General features: G+C 63.6%; 21 protein-coding genes. 20 read left to right on the top strand and 1 reads right to left on the bottom strand.

Going from position 1 to position 18,761, the window contains the following annotated elements:
• Positions 1–211: 211 nt before the first annotated feature.
• The 20 genes from P1J78_RS12990 (at position 212) to P1J78_RS12895 (ending at position 17,786) form a co-directional block, all read left to right on the top strand.
• Positions 212–496: a helix-turn-helix transcriptional regulator gene (locus tag P1J78_RS12990; RefSeq protein WP_275567795.1), complete on the top strand. Its 285-nt coding sequence runs from the start codon at positions 212–214 to the stop codon at positions 494–496.
• On the top strand, positions 493–999 hold the full coding sequence (locus P1J78_RS12985) for a DUF2840 domain-containing protein (protein ID WP_275567794.1): 507 nt from the start codon (positions 493–495) through the stop codon (positions 997–999). Before P1J78_RS12990 ends, P1J78_RS12985 begins: the two co-directional genes overlap by 4 nt.
• Positions 996–1,574 carry a conjugative transfer signal peptidase TraF gene (gene traF, locus P1J78_RS12980; RefSeq protein WP_275567793.1) on the top strand — a complete coding sequence of 193 codons (579 nt, stop codon included), beginning with the start codon at positions 996–998 and terminating at the stop codon, positions 1,572–1,574. Before P1J78_RS12985 ends, traF begins: the two co-directional genes overlap by 4 nt.
• 13 nt (positions 1,575–1,587) lie before the next feature.
• Positions 1,588–1,935: a DUF736 domain-containing protein gene (locus tag P1J78_RS12975; RefSeq protein ID WP_275567792.1), complete on the top strand. Its 348-nt coding sequence runs from the start codon at positions 1,588–1,590 to the stop codon at positions 1,933–1,935.
• Positions 1,922–2,641, top strand: a complete 720-nt coding sequence (locus tag P1J78_RS12970; protein WP_275567791.1) for a lytic transglycosylase domain-containing protein — start codon at positions 1,922–1,924, stop codon at positions 2,639–2,641. The genes P1J78_RS12975 and P1J78_RS12970 overlap by 14 nt, the downstream gene beginning before the upstream one ends.
• A 247-nt stretch (positions 2,642–2,888) precedes the next feature.
• Complete coding sequence (locus P1J78_RS12965; protein ID WP_275567790.1) at positions 2,889–4,646, top strand: relaxase/mobilization nuclease domain-containing protein; 1,758 nt, start codon at positions 2,889–2,891, stop codon at positions 4,644–4,646.
• A 24-nt stretch (positions 4,647–4,670) separates the two neighbouring features.
• Positions 4,671–6,680 (top strand): conjugal transfer protein TraG, encoded by a 2,010-nt coding sequence (locus tag P1J78_RS12960; protein ID WP_275567789.1) that lies wholly within the window; start codon positions 4,671–4,673, stop codon positions 6,678–6,680.
• An 8-nt stretch (positions 6,681–6,688) separates the two neighbouring features.
• Entirely contained in the window at positions 6,689–7,111 is a 423-nt protein-coding gene (locus P1J78_RS12955) for a ribbon-helix-helix domain-containing protein (protein WP_275567788.1), read from the top strand.
• A 115-nt stretch (positions 7,112–7,226) separates the two neighbouring features.
• A complete protein-coding gene (locus tag P1J78_RS12950) occupies positions 7,227–8,087 on the top strand; it encodes an exonuclease domain-containing protein (protein WP_275567787.1) in 861 nt (286 codons plus the stop codon).
• A 226-nt stretch (positions 8,088–8,313) separates the two neighbouring features.
• Positions 8,314–9,249 (top strand): P-type conjugative transfer ATPase TrbB, encoded by a 936-nt coding sequence (trbB, locus tag P1J78_RS12945; protein ID WP_275567797.1) that lies wholly within the window; start codon positions 8,314–8,316, stop codon positions 9,247–9,249.
• Positions 9,246–9,575 carry a TrbC/VirB2 family type IV secretion system protein gene (locus P1J78_RS12940; RefSeq protein ID WP_275567786.1) on the top strand — a complete coding sequence of 110 codons (330 nt, stop codon included), beginning with the start codon at positions 9,246–9,248 and terminating at the stop codon, positions 9,573–9,575. The genes trbB and P1J78_RS12940 overlap by 4 nt, the downstream gene beginning before the upstream one ends.
• On the top strand, positions 9,575–9,844 hold the full coding sequence (locus P1J78_RS12935; protein WP_275567785.1) for a VirB3 family type IV secretion system protein: 270 nt from the start codon (positions 9,575–9,577) through the stop codon (positions 9,842–9,844). Before P1J78_RS12940 ends, P1J78_RS12935 begins: the two co-directional genes overlap by 1 nt.
• Positions 9,845–9,847: 3 nt before the next feature.
• Positions 9,848–12,307: a conjugal transfer protein TrbE gene (gene trbE / locus P1J78_RS12930; protein ID WP_275567784.1), complete on the top strand. Its 2,460-nt coding sequence runs from the start codon at positions 9,848–9,850 to the stop codon at positions 12,305–12,307.
• Positions 12,300–13,040: a P-type conjugative transfer protein TrbJ gene (trbJ, locus tag P1J78_RS12925; protein ID WP_275567783.1), complete on the top strand. Its 741-nt coding sequence runs from the start codon at positions 12,300–12,302 to the stop codon at positions 13,038–13,040. Before trbE ends, trbJ begins: the two co-directional genes overlap by 8 nt.
• Before the next feature lie 6 nt (positions 13,041–13,046).
• Positions 13,047–13,319: a putative entry exclusion protein TrbK-alt gene (trbK-alt, locus tag P1J78_RS12920; RefSeq protein ID WP_275567782.1), complete on the top strand. Its 273-nt coding sequence runs from the start codon at positions 13,047–13,049 to the stop codon at positions 13,317–13,319.
• Positions 13,320–13,322: 3 nt separating this feature from the next.
• Positions 13,323–14,618, top strand: coding sequence for a P-type conjugative transfer protein TrbL (gene trbL / locus P1J78_RS12915; RefSeq protein WP_275567781.1), 1,296 nt, complete (start codon positions 13,323–13,325; stop codon positions 14,616–14,618).
• The gene (gene trbF, locus P1J78_RS12910) at positions 14,612–15,301 is read left to right on the top strand and encodes a conjugal transfer protein TrbF (RefSeq protein ID WP_275567796.1); all 690 of its coding nucleotides are present in this window, start codon (positions 14,612–14,614) and stop codon (positions 15,299–15,301) included. The genes trbL and trbF overlap by 7 nt, the downstream gene beginning before the upstream one ends.
• Positions 15,298–16,329 (top strand): P-type conjugative transfer protein TrbG, encoded by a 1,032-nt coding sequence (gene trbG / locus P1J78_RS12905; protein WP_275567780.1) that lies wholly within the window; start codon positions 15,298–15,300, stop codon positions 16,327–16,329. The genes trbF and trbG overlap by 4 nt, the downstream gene beginning before the upstream one ends.
• The gene (locus P1J78_RS12900; RefSeq protein ID WP_275567779.1) at positions 16,326–17,516 is read left to right on the top strand and encodes a TrbI/VirB10 family protein; all 1,191 of its coding nucleotides are present in this window, start codon (positions 16,326–16,328) and stop codon (positions 17,514–17,516) included. Before trbG ends, P1J78_RS12900 begins: the two co-directional genes overlap by 4 nt.
• 3 nt (positions 17,517–17,519) lie before the next feature.
• Positions 17,520–17,786, top strand: coding sequence for a DUF2274 domain-containing protein (locus P1J78_RS12895; RefSeq protein WP_275567778.1), 267 nt, complete (start codon positions 17,520–17,522; stop codon positions 17,784–17,786).
• On the opposite strand, the gene P1J78_RS12890 is transcribed toward P1J78_RS12895, so the two are convergent.
• Entirely contained in the window at positions 17,766–18,656 is an 891-nt protein-coding gene (locus P1J78_RS12890; protein ID WP_275567777.1) for a LysR family transcriptional regulator, read from the bottom strand. The two genes, P1J78_RS12895 and P1J78_RS12890, sit on opposite strands and share 21 nt — an antisense overlap.
• Between the last annotated feature and the right edge of the window lie 105 nt (positions 18,657–18,761).

Below are 18,761 nucleotides of genomic sequence, written 5' to 3'. Positions count from 1 at the left end.
GACCCGACGTTCGCATCTGCGAGCGACCCGCCTTCCAGCCCCGGCGACAGGAATAACGTCCTTCCAACCCGACTTCTTCAGCAGCCTGTTAGGGGGTGACGTTTTCGCTGTACGCTGATCATCATCCCTCCAGGGGGTCATCTCACGCTTTTCTCGTCTCCGACAGTCCCGCGCATCCTGCAGCGGGACGGCCTAACCGGAGACGCGACCCATGCCAGACCCCAATGCCGGACTTCCCCCACGCTATCTGAGAACACCCGAGGCGGCCCGTTTTCTCGGCCTGTCGGGCAGAACCCTCGAAAAGCACCGCACCTATGGCACGGGGCCGCGCTATTCGAAGATCGGCGGGCGTGTGGTCTATGCGATCGAGGATCTGCAGGCCTGGGTCAGCCGCGGTGAGAAGCATTCAACTTCGGATGACACGGGCCAAGAGGTTCTGCCCGCCAAGCGACATGCCGCGATCTCACCCGCCTATGTGCGGAAGGCCCGCTCATGAGCCGCGGCGCCACCGTCGAGCTCGTCTGGATCGAGAAGCGGATCGAGTACTGGATTCGCTTCGGCCGAATCGTGCGGACTACGATTCAGAGCCGCAGTCGCAGCACCGTCGCTTTCGATCCCGGCGCCATCTTCGCCTTTGTCCGCTGGCAGGCGAATGACTTCGGCACGGCGATAAGCCGGATCGACATACTGCGGGCGCCCCGACCGGGCGAGCCCTACGCGACCGTTCCGTATGTGACACCCGGCGGCGACAGTTTGCTGCGCCTGTCCGGCTGGCCCAAGGTCGAACGGGTTCTCCAGATCGTCGATGAAATCGAAGCGCTCGGCATCGACTCGGCGGACGCCGCGCCGGACTACTGGCGCCACGTTCACAACAGACTGTCTGCGGGCCTGGAGCCCCGCAGTTACACAACTGCGCAGCATCGCGCCTGGCTTCTGCGCAAAGCTTGTTCGCCCGATCCACAGGCATCGTGCGCCGCATCGGCGAGGAGCGCGTCATGACCCGCTTGGGCTACGCCATGGCGACCTGTTTCTCGGTGCTCGCGATCGGCGGTCTGGCCTTCGTCCATGTCAGTCCGAAGCTGATCTGGAATACCTCCGCAAGCGCGCCCGTCGGTCTCTACGCCGTCACTTCGGACAAGGATCTTTCTGTCGGCGATCTAGTCGTTGTCGATCCTCCGAAATCGCTTGCGATCTATCTCGACGAGCGCGGCTACCTGCCCCACGGCGTACCGCTCCTCAAGCACATCGTTGCGCTTCCCGGACAGCGCGTTTGTCGTGACGGCGCCGTCGTCACGGTCGACGACATTACCATGGCGCAGGCGCAACCAAGCGACCGCTTCGGACGCGATCTGCCCATATGGCAGGGATGCCGTATCGTCGCCAAGACGGAACTATTCCTCCTGAATCCGAGCCATCCCGACAGTCTCGACGGTCGATATTTCGGCGCGCTCCCGGCAGACGCCGTGATCGGGCGCGCCATCCCGATCCTCACCGATGAAGACGGCGACGGCCGCTATGTCTGGCGCGCCGATGCACACCCCGACATCCCTCCAAATCTTTCCGACCGCAAATGAAAGGAACCTTCCCATGGCTCAGATCGGCCAATTCACCCGCACGAAAACCGGCTTCGTCGGCCGACTTCACACGCTCATTCTCTACCGTGAACTCGCCCTCGTCCCGGCAGCGCCGTCGGACAGCGAGAACGCTCCCGACTATCGTATCCATCATGGCGGTCACGAGGGACCGGAGATCGGCGCCGGCTGGAAACGCACCGGCGAGAAGGCCGGCGAATACATCTCTTTGCAGATCGACGATCCGACATTCGCTTTTCCGATCCGCGCCAATCTCTTCGAGACGGACGCCAAGGACGGGCATTGGGCGCTGCATTGGAACCGTCCCGCAAAGCGCCCCGAGAAGCGCGATGACCACCGCTAAGCCGTCTCGATACCGCGCGTTGGTGGCGCGAATAGTCCTCTGCGGCCTGCTCGCGGGCGCCGTCATTTCCGATGCCGCGCGCGCAGAAACTACCTCCTCCAGGACGACACAAAGCAGCAATCCCTATGCGGCCTATATCGCCGAAGCCGCGCAGCGGTTCGGTATTCCGGCGCACTGGGTCGCCGCCGTCATGCGCGCAGAAAGCGCCGGGCATGCGCGCGCCGTCAGCCCGAAAGGCGCCATGGGGCTGATGCAGATCATGCCCGATACCTGGGATGAGTTGCGCGCGCGTTACGGCCTGGGGCGCGATCCGTTCGATCCGCGCGACAACATTCTCGCCGGCGCCGCATACCTAAATGAACTGCATGACCGCTTCGGGTCGCCGGGCTTTCTCGCCGCCTACAATGCCGGACCGACACGCTATGCCGAATACTTGGCGACAGGCCGCCCGCTACCCCGCGAGACCCGCGCCTATGTGGCGGCGCTCGCACCGCTCATTGGTCTTCCGGATGCAGCAGAACCACAACAGCAGAGCGCTGTCATGGTCGTGGACTGGCACACGGCGCCGCTCTTCGCCACGCATGCCGACCGACAAAACTCTGCCGATGCAACGCGCCCGACCGGCGGTGCAGGCGTTTATCCTCCGCACACATCCGGTGCTTCGGACAGCCTGTTCCCGCCAAATGGAACCGGGGATCAGCAATGAGACCGCTGATCGCATTCCGACGCGGTCCGTCGCGCATCAGCGTGTTTCCGGGAGAAAGGACGGGGACGGACGCCGCAACAACAACGGGAGGGCGAGATAAAAGGCGCGGCACTGATACGCGCTATGTCGTTGTTGGCGTTCGATATTTTTCCCGCCGCGGCGAGGGGAACGGTGCCGCCTCGCGGCCTAGTCAGCTGTTTTCTTGCGGTTTTCGCCGTGCCGCATGCTCGACGGTGGAGCCTTCATCATGAGCGACCGCGACAATGATCTGCGTATCCGGCCGGGGCGCATCCGCAATAAGGGGACGAGCTCTCGCAAGGCCCAAAGCTTCGTCGGCCAGGTCATGGGCGCCGCCCGCAAGGCCGGGCACACCGGATACAGACTCAACGGATCGAAGGCGCGTGGACGAAGCTCACAATTCGGCCGAGGGCGTTTCGCCGGTGCGACGCGCGGGCTTTCCCGCACGCAGCGACGCGTCGTCGTCAAGGCGCGCGTCGTCCGTCATCGCGGTGCACGCTTTCGCTCCGCGCCGCTCGCCAAGCATATCGCCTATCTCAAGCGCGAGGGCGTGACTCGTGACGGCCGTGAGGCCGGCATGTTCAGTGCCGACGCGGATGGCATTGATGATCGTGCCTTCGCCGGGCGATGCGAGGGTGACCGGCATCATTTCCGCTTCATCGTCTCGCCCGAAGACGCCGACCGCCTCGAGGATATCCGCGCCTTCACGCGCGACCTGATGAAACAGGCCGAACGCGATCTCGGCACCAGGCTCGACTGGATCGGCGTCGATCATTGGAACACCGACAATCCGCATGTGCACGTGCTGGTGCGTGGCCGTGCCGAGAACGGAAAAGACCTTGTCATCGCTCGCGACTATATCAGCCGGGGTCTTCGCGGCCGCGCCGAGACGTTGGTCGAGCTGGAGCTCGGGCCGCGCAACGAACGCGAAATTGCCGTGGAGCTTCAGGCCGAGGTTACGGCCGAGCGCTGGACGGGCCTCGACCGCGCGCTGCAGGGCCTCGCCGATGACGGCGCCGGCGTCGCCGATCTGCGACCAGGATCGCCGGAGCCGCGCGATCCGGAATTGCGCAGTCTGCTGATCGGCCGTGCGCAGACGCTGGAACGGCTCGGTCTCGCCGACAGGCTCGCGCCGGCAGTCTGGTCACTGAAGCCCGGCGCAGAACAGACGCTGCGCGAGCTTTCCATCCGGGGCGACATCATCAAGACCATGCACCGCGCCATGGCGGGCGGACCCGATCGAGCGCAAACAGACTTCGCGATTGAGGACACGCCTCACGCCCCGGTGCTTGGAAGGCTCGTCGAACGTGGCCTCCATGACGAGCTGAGCGGCGAAGCCTATGCCGTGATCGACGCGGTGGACGGTCGGGTCCATCATCTGCGCTTCCACGATCTCGATGCCACGGGCGACACGCCCGAAGGCGGCATTGTCGAAACGCGTGTCTGGCGTTCAGAGGATGGCGGGCGTCAGCGCATGGCCCTCGTCGGCCGCTCGGATCTCAACCTCGAAACCCAGATCGGCGCGAACGGCGCGACCTGGCTCGACCGGCTGCAACTCGCCAAGACCCAAGCACCGCTCAGCATGGGTGGGTTCGGCGCCGAGGTCCGCGAGGCACTGCATCGGCGTGGCGATCATCTCGTCGCCGAAGGGCTGGCTACCAGGAACGGTCGGCGCATCACCTTCGCCCGCGACCTTCTGAAGAGGCTCCGCGAACGAGAGCTCGACACCGCTGCCGCGAAGATCGAAACCGAGACGGGTCTGCCGCGCCGCAAACCTGCTGACGGGGAGCGCATCGCCGGAACCTATCGCAAGCGGCTCGATCTCGCCTCGGGCCGCTTCGCCATGGTCGATGACGGGCTCGGCTTCGAACTCGTCCCGTGGAAACCGCAGCTCGAACGTCACCTCAGCCAGACCGTGACGGGAACGATGACGCCGGGCGGCGGAGTCGACTGGAGCCTCGGTCGCAAGCGCGGGCTCAGCCTTTGAACAATCCCCCCGGAAGGAAAAGATATGGCGATCAAGACTCAGCAAACACAGGCCACCAAGATCCTCTGGGGTCAGATCATCATCGTCACGCTGGTCGCGGTCGGTTTCATCTGGACGGCGACGCAGTGGACGGCATGGCGGCTCGGCTTTCAGCCGCAGCTCGGCGAGCCAATGACGGACGTCCTCGGATGGCCCGTCTATTCGCCCTGGAGCTTCTTCGTGTGGTGGTATTTCTATGACGCATACGCACCGCGTGTATTTGTGGAAGGCGCGATCGTTGCCGGCAGCGGCGGGATCGCCGCGATCGCTGTGGCCATTTTCCTTTCTGTCCTGCGCGCTCGCGAGGCGCGGGACGTGACCACCTATGGCTCGGCCCGGTGGGCAGAGCGCATAGATGTCGAAGCGTCCGGACTGCTCGCCCCGGACGGCGTGGTGCTCGGTCGTTTCGAGAACCGCTATCTCCGGCATGATGGCCCGGAGCATGTGCTCTGCTTCGCGCCGACCCGCTCCGGCAAGGGCGTCGGGCTCGTCGTGCCGAGCCTGCTGACCTGGCCGGGCTCGGCCATCGTCCATGACATCAAGGGCGAGAACTGGGATCTCACGGCCGGCTGGCGGTCGCGCTTTTCCCGCACCCTCCTGTTCGATCCGACCGATGCGAAGAGTGCGGCCTACAATCCGCTGCTCGAAGTCCGGCGCGGCGACAGCGAAGTGCGTGACGTCCAGAACATTGCCGATATCCTCGTCGATCCGGAAGGACTGCTCGAACGCCGGAACCATTGGGAGAAGACAAGCCATTCGCTGCTTGTCGGTGCGATCCTCCATGTCCTCTATGCCGAGGCCGACAAGACGCTCGCCGGCGTCGCCGCCTTGCTCTCCGATCCAGGACGGCCGGTCGAGTTGACGCTTGCGGCCATGATGCGCACGCCCCATCTCGGCGACCGGCCGCATCCGGTCGTGGCGCAAGCCGCCCGCGAACTGCTCAACAAGGCCGAGAACGAACGCTCGGGCGTGCTGTCGACCGCGATGAGCTTCCTCAGCCTTTATCGTGACCCGGTCGTCGCCAAAGTCACCAGCCGCTGCGATTGGCGGATCGAGGACCTTGTTTCCGGAACACGGCCGACGACGCTCTATCTCGTCGTGCCGCCCTCCGACATCAGCCGCACCAAGCCGCTGGTCCGGCTCGTGCTCAATCAGATCGGGCGCAGACTGACCGAAGAACTGAACACCGATCGCAGGCGCCATCGCCTGTTGCTGATGCTCGACGAGTTTCCGGCGCTCGGGCGGCTCGACTTCTTCGAAAGCCAGCTCGCCTTCATGGCGGGCTACGGCCTCAAGGCGTTTCTCATCGCCCAGTCCCTCAATCAGATCGAGAAAGCCTATGGCCAGAACAACGCCATCCTCGACAATTGCCATGTGCGGGTGAGCTTCGCGACCAATGACGAGCGCACCGCCAAGCGGGTTTCCGACGCCTTGGGCACGGCGACGGAGATGCGGGCGATGAAGAACTATGCCGGACACAGATTGTCGCCCTGGCTCGGCCATCTCATGGTTTCTCGGCAGGAGACGGCGCGCGCGCTGATGACGCCCGGCGAGATCATGCAATTGCCGCCGGACGATGAGATCGTCCTCGTCTCCGGCGCACCGCCGATCCGGGGGAAGAAGGCGCGTTACTATGCTGACCCGCAATTCAAGACACGCATCGTCGAACCGCCGCAACTGGTTGCCGATCACGCCGCGCCCCACAATCCGCAAAGGGATGATTGGAGCGGACAAGCTACCGTCACTGCACCTAGGCCTAGGAAGAAGGTCTTCCGCGAGGGGAGTGAAGACAGTGACGGCGGCATTCGTCGCGAACCGGAACTGCCCGAGCATGAAGCCATCGCACCGGAACGAACAGCGCCGGCACGGGAAGAATTCGCAGGTCTCGACGATGAGCCGGATGATGATGCGCAGCGTGCCCGGCAGATGCAGGGGCGGTTCAAAAGCGTCGCGCGCCAAGCCTCGCTCGATCCCGATGACGGCATCGAACTTTGAGGTCCGCCATGAAGAAGGACCGGCTCAATGTGTATTTCGACCCATTGCTGACAGCGGAGCTGGAAGCGTTGGCAGCACGCCGAAAGGTTTCCAAATCGCAAGTCGTGGAGGCAGCGCTCGCCTCTTATCTTTCGCCGGATGCCGCTGATCAACGTGAGGCCGCAATCACCCGACGTCTCGATCGCCTGAACCGCGCCGTCGAACGCCTGGAGCGCAACCAGACCATCGCCACCGAAGCGCTGGCGCTCTTCGTCCGGTTCTGGCTCACCACGACTCCGCCATTGCCTGATACAAAGCGCGAGGCGGCACAGGCAAAAGGCCGGGAACGCTATGAAGGCTTTGTGGAGACCCTCGGACGGCGGTTGGCGAAGGGGAACACGCTGACGAAGGAAATTTCGGAGGACATCGCAGGTCTCCGATCTGAGCAATGACGGCTTCGAGCCCATTTTTGGAGATCGATGCTTTCCGCCATGATTGACGGATAAACAATACCTGCAATGATCTAGTTGCACGTACTTGTATGCGTGAACTGCAAAAGGCTTGCCTATGCGATTTATAGCGATCGACGTTGAAACCGCGAACGCTGACATGGCGTCCATCTGCTCTATTGGTGTAGCTGCGTTCGAAAATGGCGCGCTTGCGTCGGAATGGTACTCCCTGATCGATCCGGATGACTTCTTCGATCCCGTCAACATTTCAATCCACGGCATTTCGGAGCGAGACGTGCAAGGCGCGCCGACATTCCGCAATGCAGCATCCGAAATTGACCGCTTCCTTGGCGGGCACGTCGTAGTCACTCATACGCACTTCGATCGTGTCGCGATGCACCAAGCGGCGGGTCGGTGGTCGATCACTGCCCCTTCCTGCACATGGCTCGATTCCGCACGCGTCGCGCGTCGCACTTGGGCGGAATGCGCACGGTCGGGCTACGGGCTTGCTAACGTCTGTAAGATGATCGGTTACACCTTCGAGCACCACAACGCTTTGGAGGACGCCAAGGCTGCGGGTCATGTCATGCTTGCCGCGATGCTGGAAAGCGGCCTCGACCTCGACGCGATGCAGAGACGTGTCCTGCAACCCATAGACCCTTCGTCAAGTGGCGCGGCCTCGATCACACGCGACGGAAATCCTGATGGGCTTTTTGCAGGTGAGGTAATCGTGTTTACAGGTGCGCTTGAGATACCGCGCCGTGAGGCGGCTGATCTTGCAGCGTCAGTCGGATGCACGGTGACAAACAGTGTCACCAAGAAGACGACCATGCTCGTCGTCGGTGACATGGACGTGACCAGGTTGGCCGGGCATGGCAAGTCCTCGAAACATCGGAAGGCAGAGGGCCTTGTCTCCGCCGGTCAGCCGCTCCGCATCATCCGCGAGACAGACTTCAAAGAACTAGTTGCACTAGGATAGCTGGACTCGGTTGCTCGGTGTATGACCACTCTTCCGGCAAAGCCGCCTTCATTTATCCCTGCGACCTACGCGATTTCCTGCCTTCACACGCCCTTCTACTACTACGCCTTCTAGGCTGTTGCCGCTGACCCATTAACGGTCTTCTTGATGTGTCCCGTAATTCAATGCGGGGCCGCCGATGACCGTCCACACACTCAAATCCGAAGCTCTCGCCCGCGGCGCGCGCATGCTCAGGACCGCGCTAGGGGCAGACGTTGCTGCGTGGCTCGAAGACCCTGCGGTTATTGAGGTGATGCTCAATCCCGACGGTCGTCTATGGGTCGACCGGCTGAGCGAAGGCCTCGCCGACACGGGCGAAGAGCTTTCCGCCGCTGACGGCGAACGTATCGTGCGATTGGTCGCGCACCATGTCGGCGCCGAGGTCCACGCCGGAGCCCCGCGCGTCTCAGCGGAACTGCCTGGAACGGGAGAGCGGTTCGAAGGCCTGCTACCGCCCGTCGTCTCCGCGCCGGTCTTCGCCATCCGTAAGCCGGCGGTCGCAGTCTTCACGCTCGAGGACTATGTACGCGCCGGGATCATGTCGGACGATGCGGCGACAGCGTTGCGCGAGGCCATCACAACGCGCGCCAACATCCTCGTCGCCGGCGGCACATCGACCGGCAAGACCACGCTCACCAATGCGCTGCTCGCCGAAGTCGCCAAATCCGCGGATCGCGTCGTTCTGATCGAAGATACGCGCGAACTCCAATGCCTGACGCCGAACCTGGTTGCGCTTCGAACCAAGGATGGTGTGGCATCACTCTCCGATCTGGTTCGCTCCTCGCTCCGCCTACGGCCCGACCGCATTCCCATCGGCGAGGTGCGCGGCGCCGAAGCGCTCGATCTTCTGAAGGCTTGGGGCACCGGCCATCCGGGCGGGATCGGCACCATCCACGCCGACTCGGCGCTCGGTGCGCTGCGCCGGCTTGAACAGCTCATTCAGGAAGCCGTCATCACCGTGCCCCGCGCGATGATCGCCGAGACGATCGACCTGATCGCCGTCCTGTCAGGTCGCGGATCGGCCCGTCGGCTGTCCGAACTCGCCCGTGTCGAAAGCCTCGATACGAGCGGCGACTATCGGCTCCAGCATCTTCTTCACCCCCAGATAGGAGACCATCCATGACGAGAACCACCATTCTTTACCCACGCTGGCCACTCTATGCGACGGCCCTCGCATTAGGCGTTCTGCTTGCTGCGCCCGCCCATGCAGCCGGGTCGGGCATGCCCTGGGAGGCACCGCTCCAATCGATCCTGGAATCGATTGAAGGACCGGTCGCCAAGATCGTTGCGGTGATCATCATCATCATAACTGGTCTGACGCTCGCTTTCGGCGACTCCTCGGGCGGCTTCCGGCGCCTCGTGCAGATCGTCTTCGGCCTTTCCATCGCGTTCGCCGCGTCGAGCTTCTTCCTGTCCTTCTTCTCCTTCGGCGGCGGAGCGCTGATTTGATGGAGGGCGCGACCGAAATCCCTGGCTTTCATGCACCGGTTCACCGCGCGCTGGTCGAGCCGATCCTGCTCGGCGGCGCGCCGCGTGCGATCGCCATCGCCAACGGCACACTCGCGGCCGCAGTAGGCCTTGGGCTCAGGCTCTGGGTGGTCGGGGTCGCGCTCTGGCTCGTCGGCCATCTGCTCGCGGTCTGGGCTGCCAAGCATGACGCCCAGATCGTCGACGTTGCCCGGCGGCATCTTCGTTTTCCAACCTGGTTCGGAGTCTGAGCGATGATGCGCCTTGCCGAATACCGCTCCAAAGCCTCCTTGCTCGCCGACTTCCTGCCCTGGGCAGCGCTCATTGGGCCGGGCATCATCCTGAACAAGGACGGCAGCTTGCAGCGCACAGCGCGGTTTCGCGGGCCGGACCTTGACTCCGCGACGCCTGCGGAGCTCGTCGCCGTCTCAGGAAGGCTGAACAACGCCCTCCGCCGCCTCGGCTCCGGCTGGGCTGTCTTCATCGAAGCGCAACGACTGCCCGCCCGGGACTATCCGCTCTCGCAGTTTCCCGATCCGGTTTCGGCTCTGGTCGATGCGGAACGACGGGCACAATTTGAGGAAGCGTCGAGCCATTTCGAGAGCGCCTATTTCCTGACCTTCGTCTGGATGCCGCCGGCGGACGACGCCAGCCGCGCCGGGCGCTGGCTCTATGAGGACGCGCCAGACAAGGGTCTGAACCCTCAGGAGCATGTCGCAAGCTTTACCGCGCGCACGGATCGTCTGCTCGACCTGCTGGATAGCTTCATGCCGGAAGCGGTCTGGCTCTCCGACGAGGAGACGCTGACCTATCTCCATTCGACGATTTCAACCCGGCGCCAGCGCGTGCGCGTTCCGGAAACGCCGATGCATCTCGACGCGCTCCTGGCCGACAGTGCGCTTGTCGGCGGGTTGGCGCCGAAACTGGGTGATGACCATCTCCGTACGCTGACCATCATTGGGTTCCCGACCGCCACATGGCCAGGCCTGCTCGACGAACTCAACGGCCAAGCCTTCGAATATCGTTGGGCGACCCGCGCCGTCTGCCTCGACAAGGCAGACGCGACTAGGCTTCTCACCCGCATTCGCCGCCAATGGTTCGCCAAGCGCAAATCCGTCGCCGCGATCCTGAAGGAGGTGATGACCAACGAGGCTTCGGCGCTGCTCGATTCCGACGCATCGAACAAGGCCGCCGATGCTGACGAAGCCTTGCAGGAGCTCGGCGCCGACATGGCGGGCGCCGCCTATGTCACGGCCACGCTGACGGTCTGGGACGAGGACGAAGCGGTTGCCGAGGCCAAGCTGAAGGCGGCCGAGAAGGTCATACAGGGCCGCGATTTCACCTGCATGCCGGAAACCGTCAACGCCATTGAGGCCTGGCTCGGTTCACTGCCTGGTCATCTCTACGCCAATGTCCGCCAGCCGCCGGTCTCGACCCTCAATCTCGTCCACATGATCCCGATTTCGGCGGTCTGGGCGGGGCCGGCGCGCAACGATCATCTGGACGGCCCGCCGCTTTTCTATGCCGAGACGGAGGGCTCGACCCCATTTCGCTTCTCGATGCATGTCGGCGATGTCGGCCATACGCTAGTCGTCGGCCCCACCGGTTCGGGCAAGTCGGTCCTCCTGGCTCTGATAGCGCTGCAGTTTCGGCGCTATCCCGACGCGCAAGTGTTTGCCTTCGATTTCGGCGGTTCGATCCGCTGCGCGACGGTTGCCTGCGGGGGCGACTGGCAAGATCTCGCCGGGGCGCTGTCGGAGGATGAAGCGGCCGTCCAACTCCAGCCGCTCCGCAATATCTACGAGACGAGCGATCGCACCTGGGCGCAGGATTGGCTGTCCGGCCTGATCGCGCGCGAAGGCGTCACTGTCGATCCGGTGGCGCGGGATCATCTCTGGTCGGCGCTGACCTCGCTCGCCTCGGCGCCGGTCGAGGAACGCACCCTGACGGGCCTCTCGGTTCTGTTGCAGTCGACCGAGCTCAAACAGGCGATGGCGCCATTCTGTCTCGGCGGCCCTTTCGGACGGTTGCTGGACGCCGAGACCGAGGAACTGGGAACAGCCGACTTTCAGGCGTTCGAGACCGAAGGGCTGATCGGCTCGGCCGCAACGCCTGCCGTGCTCGCCTATCTGTTCCATCGGATCGAGGAGCGCCTCGATGGACGCCCGAGCCTGATCATCGTCGACGAAGGCTGGCTCGCACTCGATGATGGCACCTTCGGCGGTCAGCTCCGCGAATGGCTGAAGACGCTGAGAAAGAAGAACGCCTCCGTCCTTTTCGCCACTCAGTCGCTCGCCGATATCGACAGTTCGACTATCGCGCCCGCCATCGTCGAGAGTTGCCCGACGCGAGTATTCCTGCCGAATGAACGCGCCTTCGAGCCGCAGATCGCCGACATCTATCGGCGCTTCGGTCTCAACGAGCGCCAGATCGAGATCGTCGCGCGGGCCATGCCGAAGCGTGACTATTACTGCCAGTCGCGACGCGGCAACCGGCTCTTCTCGCTCGGCCTCGCCGAGGTCGCGCTCGCCTTCACCGCCGCATCGTCGAAGGCCGATCAGGCCGCCATCACCGACATTCTCGCCGAACACGGGCGGGAAGGCTTCGCCGCCGCCTGGCTCGCCCGGCGCGGCCTCGACTGGGCCGTCGAACTGCTCGGCCCGGTCCCCGATCCAGATCCTTCAATCCAAACTGAGGAGACCACCCATGCGTAAGAAACTCGCCGCTATATTGATGTCCGGCACCATCGCTGTCGCCGCGACCCAGCCGGCCCAAGCCCAGTTCGGCTTCGGCGGCATCGTGTTCGATCCGTCGAACTACGCCGAAAACGTGCTGACCGCGGCGCGAACGCTCGAACAGATCAACAACCAGATCAAGCAGCTTCAAAACGAAGCGCAGATGCTGATCAATCAGGCGCGCAATCTCGCGAGCCTGCCGCATTCCTCGCTCGCCCAGCTTCAGGCCACGATCGCCCGCACCCAGGATCTCCTGAACGAGGCGCAGAACATCGCCTATCAGGTCTCCGAGATCGAGACCGCTTTCAGCGCGCAGTATGGCGAGGCGGCGGCGAACGGCGATTTCGCTGACATGATCGCCAACGCCGAAGCGCGCTGGCGCAACTCTGTTGCCGGATACGAAGACGCCCTGAAGGTTCAGGCGGGCGTTGTCGGCAACATCGAAGGAACGCGCGCTGAGCTCAGCAATCTTGTTTCCCAGAGCCAGGGCGCGACCGGTGCCTTGCAGGCGGCGCAGGCCGGTAATCAGCTTCTCGCGCTGCAAAGTCAGCAGATGACGGATTTGACCGCCGCCATCGCTGCGCAGAACCGCGCGCAGGCGCTGGACGCGGCTCGCCGAGCCTCCGCCGAGGCTCAGGCCCGCGAGAATCTGAACCGCTTCCTCGACTATGGAAGCGGCTACCGGCCGACCACCGTCACCATGTTCCGGTAGGGGCCGATGCGCCGCTCCCCCGACCATATTCTCCGGCTCGTCGCCTTCGGCCTCGCCGCGATCGCCGCGCTCTTCGCGGCCGTCGAACTGGCGAACACTGTCACGCCGCAAGCGCCGCTGGAGCCGTCGGCGGGCGACGATCCGTTGCAGGCAGAGCTTTCACGTTGCCGGACGATGACCCCGGAAGATATGAACACCGACACGACCTGCCGCGCCGCGTGGGCTGAGCAACGCCGCCGATTTCTCGGGCTTTCCAGCCGCGATCCCGAGAAGGAGTAGGACATGGGCGGCGTTGGCGTCATCGACCGGTTCCTGCAGGTCTTCACCTCTTACATCGATAGCGGATTCGGCCTGCTCGGCGGCGACGTCGCCTTCCTTGCGACCACGCTGATCGTCATCGACGTGACGCTCGCCGCGTTGTTCTGGGCCTGGGGCGCTGACGACGACATTCTCGCCAGGCTCATCAAGAAGACGCTCTTCGTCGGCGTCTTCGCCTACATCATCGGCAACTGGAACACGCTCGCCCGCATCGTTTTCGAAAGCTTCGCCGGGCTTGGTCTCATAGCATCGGGCGGAGCCTTGGGCGCCACCGAGCTTCTTCAGCCCGGCCGCATCGCCGAAATCGGCCTTGAGGCCGGTCGGCCGATCCTCGCTTCGATCGCCGAGTTGATGGGCTTCGTCTCCTTCTTCGAGAACTTCATCCAGATCTCGATCCTGCTATTCGCCTGGCTCGTCGTTCTCCTCTCCTTCTTCATTCTGGCGATCCAGCTCTTCGTCACCCTCATCGAATTCAAGCTGGCGACACTGGCCGGCTTCATTCTCGTGCCCTTCGGGCTCTTCAACAAGACCGCCTTCATGGCCGAGCGCGTGCTCGGGCTGGTGATCTCGTCAGGCGTCAAGGTGCTGGTGCTCGCCGTGATCGTCGGCATCGGTTCGACCATTTTCGGCGAGTTCACGGCTGGCTTTGCGGGCGAGCCCACCATCGAGGATGCCATGGCGATCGTGCTCGCCGCGCTCTCCATGCTGGCGCTCGGCATTTTCGGCCCCGGCATCGCCAACGGGATCGTCTCCGGTGGTCCGCAACTCGGCGCCGGCGCCGCGGTCGGAACCGGTCTCGCCGCAGGCGGCATGGCAATGGGTGGCGTGGCGGGCGCAAAGCTCGCCGTTGGCGCAGCAGGCGCAGGGGCCCGTGGAACCGCGGCGCTCGCTGGCGGGGCATCGACCGCCTATCGCGTGGGCAGCACGGCCGCGGGCGGTGGCGCTTCCGGTGTCGTCGCAGGCATAGCCAGTGTCGGACAGGCCGGTGTCGGCGCCGCAACGAGCCCCCTTCGCCGTTCCATGAGCGAGAGCTACCGGTCCGGTTCGCGCGCCGCATTCGAGGCCACCGGCGGCAAGTTCACCAATAGCCCAGAAACACAGACGTCCGCGCCACGATCACCAACCGGACCGCCCGCCTGGGCGCGCCGCATGAAACACCAACAATCCCTTCACCACGGCGCCGCCACCGCCGCCCATATTATTCGCTCCGGCGACCATGGCGGTGGCGGGACCGCTGTCAGCCTTTCGGAGAAATCATGATGTTCCGTCGCCCGAGCGTTCGCTATTCCAAGACCCCCGAGCCCGTCACGCCCTATCAGAAAGCCGCCCAGGCCTGGGATGAACGGATCGGGTCGGCGCGCGTCCAGGCCAAGAACTGGCGGCTGATGGCGTTCGGGTCCTTGCTGCTGTCGGCAGGACTCAGCGCTGCCTTGGCCTGGCAATCCACGCAAGGGACGATCACGCCCTACGTCGTCGAAGTGGATCGGCTCGGTTCGGCGCAAGCCGTGGCACCCGCGACCGCGGATTACCGCCCGACGGACCCGCAGATCGCCTATCACCTGTCGCGTTTCATCGAGAATGTGCGCCAGATCCCCGCCGATCCGATCGTGCTGCGCCAGAACTGGCTGCGCGCCTATGACTTCACCACAGACAGAGGGGCGGTCGCTCTCAATGACTATGCCCGCGTGAACGACCCCTTCGCCGAGGTCGGCGAAACGCAGGTCTCGGTCGAGGTCTCAAGCGTGATCCGCGCTTCGGAGAGCAGTTTCCGCGTCGCCTGGATCGAGCGCCGTTACACGAACGGGCAACTCGCTGCGACCGAACGATGGACCGCCATTCTCACCATCGTCCTGCAACAACCGCGCGACGCCGAGCGCCTGCGCAAGAACCCGCTCGGCATTTTCGTCAACGCCATCAACTGGTCCCGGGAGACTGCCCAATGACAAGAACACGTCCGCCTCGCAAAGCCTCCATCGCCGTCCTTTTGGCCGCCACCGCCTTGTCGGGATGCGCGACCTTCAAACCGCCCGAAATCGCCTATGACGAACCCGCTATCGAAGCGACGCTCCTCCCGGAACCGGAACGCCCGGTGCGGATCGTCGAGCAGACCGAACCGCTGCCACTACCAGGGCAGCTCAAGCCGGTTGATGGCAAGGCAGGAGACCCCGAACCTATTGATCCTGCCGAACGCGTGACCGAGGCGAACGACGCCGCCCGTATGGAGCCGGTGCGCGACGGCTTCATCAATGCTGTCCAGCTCTATCCGTATAGCGCCGGCGCGCTTTATCAGGTTTATGCCTCGCCAGGGCAGATCACTGACATCGCTCTTCAGCCTGGCGAGAAGCTCGTCGGCGCCGGCCCGATCGCCGCCGGCGACACCGCCCGCTGGATCATCGGTGACACGCTAAGCGGTTCGGGCGACAGCCAGCGCATCCATATCCTCGTCAAACCGACGCGGCCCGATCTTCAGACCAACCTCGTCATCAATACCGACCGGCGCACCTATCATCTCGAACTGAGGGCGAACCCGTCCGCCTATATGGCATCGGTCTCCTGGACCTACGCCGAAGACGCATTGATCGCCCTCAGGCGACGTAATGCCGAGGCGGAGGCCGCGCTGCCGATCGAACGCGACATCGCGCTCGACTCTCTACGCTTCCGCTACCGGATCGAAGGTGACCGTGCACCCTGGCGGCCGCGGCGCGCCTTCGATGACGGGCGGCAGGTCTTCATCGAGTTTCCGCGAGGGATCGGTCAGGGAGAGATGCCGCCGCTTTTTGTCATTGGACCCGAAGGTGAAGGCCAGCTCGTCAATTACCGCATCCGCCGCAACTACATGATCGTCGACCGGCTCTTCGCCGCCGCCGAGCTACGCCTCGGCGACGAACAGAAACGGGTACGGATCGTCCGCACCGACGGCGTGCGACAGGCCGTAGCCGCCCGCCATTCCTCCCGTGGAGGTCGCGAATGAGCGAGAAACCCGAGAAAAGTCCGGAGATCGAAGACGGGGAGGACATCGCTGCGTCGCTGAGACTGCGCGCCGATCCGCCGCGTGCGATGCGGCTCTCACGCCGGACGCTCATGGTTCTGGGAACGGTAGGCGGTCTTGGGCTCGGGGCCATCCTGATCATTGCCCTGCAGGACCGCGAACCTGTCGATGGTCCGCAAGAGCTCTATTCCACAGAGCGCATTCAGGAAGCCGAAGGCCTGTCGCGCCTGCCGGCGGATTACACGGATGTGCCGCAGCTCGGGCCGCCGCTGCCTGGCGAACTCGGACGGCCGATCCTGTCAGCACAACGGCGCGGCGAGCCGGTCCCCTCCCCAGTCGTCACCACCCCGGCCGCCGATCCGGAGGAACAGCGCCGCGCCCAGGAAATGGAAGCGGCCCGCCTCAGCCAACTCTTCGCCGAAGCCAGCACCACCGTGCAGGCACAGTCGCAAGCCTCGCAAGTGGCTGCCGCTCCGTCCACCACCGAGTCATTCTTTCCTGCCAATGCGGCTTCCGCTGCGCCGGACGCGACGCAACGGCACGAGGCCTTTCTCGACGAACCTGTCGATCGCCGCACGACGAGTACCGACCGGCTTACCGATCCGCCGAGCCCTTATGTCGTCCAGGCCGGCGCGGTCATTCCGGCGGCGCTTGTTACCGGCCTTCGCTCGGATCTTCCCGGCCAGATCACCGCCCAGGTGACATCCCATGTCTATGACAGCCCGACCGGCCGTTTCCTGTTGATCCCTCAAGGCTCGCGTCTCATCGGCGAATATGACAGCCGCGTCGCCTTCGGGCAGAGCCGGGTGCTTCTTGCCTGGACCCGGCTGATTCTGCCCAACGGCCGTTCCATCACTCTTGAACGCCAGCCTGGCGCCGACGAAGCCGGTTACGCCGGGCTCGAAGATGGCGTCGATCATCATTGGGGGCGTCTGTTCATGGCGGCCGGGCTCGCCACTATCCTGAATATCGGCGTTGAACTGGGCGCCGACGATGATGACGACATCGCCCGCGCTATCCGTGAAGGAACGCAGGACACGGTCGGTCGCGCCGGCGACGAAATTGTCCGCCGTCAGATTTCAATCCCGCCGACCCTGACCGTGGACCCCGGCTTCCCGGTGCGCGTCATGGTCACGCGTGACCTTATTCTTGAACCCTATCGGAGTTGATCCATGACCAAGCTCAAACTGGGCGCCATTCCCGACGACAAACCTGTCAAACTGAACATTGAACTCCCCGCTGACATTCATCGCGATCTCGTCGCCTATGCAGAGGTGTTGGCGCGCGAAACCGGACAGAAGAACGAGCCGGTAAAGCTTGTCGCACCGATGCTGGCGCGCTTCATGGCGACAGATCGAGGTTTTGCCAAAGCGCGGAAGGAAGGGCGTCGATCGAAAGCAGCAACTACCGTGCAGCGATCAGGAAATGGCGGCATTTGACATTGAGCGCGCCATGCTGAGTAGGCGACGCATTGCCGGATTGTCGTTCCGAGCGGACCAAATTGCGCTGAAAGGAAGAGCTTCTCCAGATATTGGGCGATAAGTGACGCCGGGCACTTGTGCAAGAGTTGTTGCTTCGCTGGTGAGTGTCAGCCCGCGTCCTACCGCGACGAGAGACAGGAGATTGTCTCGGCTCACGCGTTGAACTTCGACCTCGGGATGGTTTCCGAAATCCACTAACCGATTTACCAAGTAATTATGGATATCCGGACCGGGCGCGGCATCGCCTACGATGAAGCTTTCTCCCACAAGATCAGACCAGTCGAGTTCCTGTTTACCCACAAGAGAATGGGTCTCCGGCAGCACCGCAAAAACTCGTTCAACCCACAACCAATCAGATTCGCAGTCCGTCCACGCCTTTGTCCCAACAACGAACGCGACATCAAGTTGGGAATGGCGGATCGCTGTGACATGGTCTGTAGGATGCCCGTCAACGAGATCGATTCGGATACCGGCATGATCTTTGTTGTACTCCCGCAGTAGGTCTGACAGGAATCCAGACGCAATCGAGGAAAGTATGCCGACCCTAACGCGTCCGTCCTCACACCGTCCGATTGCACCTACGTCCCTGACACCGGCACTGATTTGTTGAAGCGCGGTACGCGTCCGGTGGAGGAAGCGTTCGCCGGCGATAGTCAGGCGGACGCCACCGATGTGACGCTGGAAGAGAGAAGCGCCGAGCTGGTCTTCGAGATCACGGATCGCCCGGCTAATAGTCGACTCCTGTATGCCTAGGGCCATGCCCGCCTTGCGAAGGCTACCGTGCTCTGCCGCTGCCACAAAGTAACGAAGATGACGGAATTCGATCATAGTGCGTTATTTTCGATTCGCGCTTGTGCACCGCAAACAGCTGGACTGGTGTGATGCACCACGCCTTGCTCATCCGCGTCCCCAGATCTTGGCTTACAACTTCAC

This window comes from Psychromarinibacter sediminicola, assembly GCF_029168335.1.
Classification (GTDB): domain Bacteria; phylum Pseudomonadota; class Alphaproteobacteria; order Rhodobacterales; family Rhodobacteraceae; genus Psychromarinibacter; species Psychromarinibacter sediminicola.
This window is presented reverse-complemented; position numbering and strand designations above follow the sequence as displayed.

Bases quoted from the DNA above. Each gene is read 5' to 3' on its own strand.
- trbJ (WP_275567783.1), top strand. From the start codon at position 12,300: ATGCGTAAGAAACTCGCCGCTATATTGATGTCCGGCACCATCGCTGTC.
- trbG (WP_275567780.1), top strand. From the start codon at position 15,298: ATGACAAGAACACGTCCGCCTCGCAAAGCCTCCATCGCCGTCCTTTTG.
- P1J78_RS12900 (WP_275567779.1), top strand. From the start codon at position 16,326: ATGAGCGAGAAACCCGAGAAAAGTCCGGAGATCGAAGACGGGGAGGAC.
- trbE (WP_275567784.1), top strand. From the start codon at position 9,848: ATGATGCGCCTTGCCGAATACCGCTCCAAAGCCTCCTTGCTCGCCGAC.
- P1J78_RS12950 (WP_275567787.1), top strand. From the start codon at position 7,227: ATGCGATTTATAGCGATCGACGTTGAAACCGCGAACGCTGACATGGCG.
- trbL (WP_275567781.1), top strand. From the start codon at position 13,323: ATGGGCGGCGTTGGCGTCATCGACCGGTTCCTGCAGGTCTTCACCTCT.
- P1J78_RS12935 (WP_275567785.1), top strand. From the start codon at position 9,575: ATGGAGGGCGCGACCGAAATCCCTGGCTTTCATGCACCGGTTCACCGC.
- P1J78_RS12985 (WP_275567794.1), top strand. From the start codon at position 493: ATGAGCCGCGGCGCCACCGTCGAGCTCGTCTGGATCGAGAAGCGGATC.
- trbB (WP_275567797.1), top strand. From the start codon at position 8,314: ATGCTCAGGACCGCGCTAGGGGCAGACGTTGCTGCGTGGCTCGAAGAC.
- P1J78_RS12960 (WP_275567789.1), top strand. From the start codon at position 4,671: ATGGCGATCAAGACTCAGCAAACACAGGCCACCAAGATCCTCTGGGGT.
- P1J78_RS12990 (WP_275567795.1), top strand. From the start codon at position 212: ATGCCAGACCCCAATGCCGGACTTCCCCCACGCTATCTGAGAACACCC.
- P1J78_RS12970 (WP_275567791.1), top strand. From the start codon at position 1,922: ATGACCACCGCTAAGCCGTCTCGATACCGCGCGTTGGTGGCGCGAATA.
- P1J78_RS12890 (WP_275567777.1), bottom strand. From the start codon at position 18,656: ATGATCGAATTCCGTCATCTTCGTTACTTTGTGGCAGCGGCAGAGCAC.
- traF (WP_275567793.1), top strand. From the start codon at position 996: ATGACCCGCTTGGGCTACGCCATGGCGACCTGTTTCTCGGTGCTCGCG.
- P1J78_RS12940 (WP_275567786.1), top strand. From the start codon at position 9,246: ATGACGAGAACCACCATTCTTTACCCACGCTGGCCACTCTATGCGACG.
- P1J78_RS12975 (WP_275567792.1), top strand. From the start codon at position 1,588: ATGGCTCAGATCGGCCAATTCACCCGCACGAAAACCGGCTTCGTCGGC.
- P1J78_RS12955 (WP_275567788.1), top strand. From the start codon at position 6,689: ATGAAGAAGGACCGGCTCAATGTGTATTTCGACCCATTGCTGACAGCG.
- P1J78_RS12895 (WP_275567778.1), top strand. From the start codon at position 17,520: ATGACCAAGCTCAAACTGGGCGCCATTCCCGACGACAAACCTGTCAAA.
- trbK-alt (WP_275567782.1), top strand. From the start codon at position 13,047: ATGCGCCGCTCCCCCGACCATATTCTCCGGCTCGTCGCCTTCGGCCTC.
- P1J78_RS12965 (WP_275567790.1), top strand. From the start codon at position 2,889: ATGAGCGACCGCGACAATGATCTGCGTATCCGGCCGGGGCGCATCCGC.